Source organism: Neobacillus drentensis, from assembly GCF_036965645.1.
Lineage (GTDB): Bacteria > Bacillota > Bacilli > Bacillales > Cytobacillaceae > Neobacillus > Neobacillus drentensis_D.
Map to the genome: position 1 here is coordinate 5,351 of NZ_JBALPZ010000123.1, position 583 is coordinate 5,933.

The 583-nt window shown below is 34.0% G+C and carries 1 protein-coding gene; it reads left to right on the forward strand.

What is annotated here, in order from left to right; genetic code table 11:
• Window positions 1-80: 80 nt before the first annotated feature.
• On the forward strand, window positions 81-290 hold the full coding sequence (locus V7266_RS21790) for a hypothetical protein (RefSeq protein WP_335470886.1): 210 nt from the start codon (window positions 81-83) through the stop codon (window positions 288-290).
• Window positions 291-583 lie beyond the last annotated feature (293 nt).

Here is a 583-nt window from a genome sequence, read left to right on the forward strand (position 1 = left end):
GAAAAATAGTCAGCTTAATTCAGTTGATATTCCAGAATTAAACCTAGCTCTTGGTCATAAATTAGTAAGAGGTGATTTAATTGGATAGACATCTAGAACAAACTTTTGATATCCGATATTTAAAAATTGGTCAGATGGTCAATAGCGGAGTTTTGCAAATTGGCTGTGGAGCTGGTAAAAGTCCACGCGTCGCTCCTGTTGGCTATACTACAATAGGAACATCATTAGTTGGTATATCAGGTCCACAACAATTTTCTGTCCCATTACAAGCAGCAATACGGCAGAAATAATAAGATATGCCCTCCTTTTTTCAACTCTAAAAATACAAAAACCCGCTATTAAGCGGGTTTTTGTATTTTTAACGTTTGTTGTCATTCTCCTTATGGCCTCCTTTCGCTTATTATAATTAGTTGAGGATAATTAAGTTTCAACTTTTTATAATAGGTTTTTTAGGCTTGTGCTGTAAGAGGATGTTTAATTAGTAATGGAAAACAATTGTTACTTCTTGCTCTTACAAACAATACTTCATTCCCATGAAATAGATTACTCTCTGTATTTATTCCTTCATAATCGGGGGTATAAT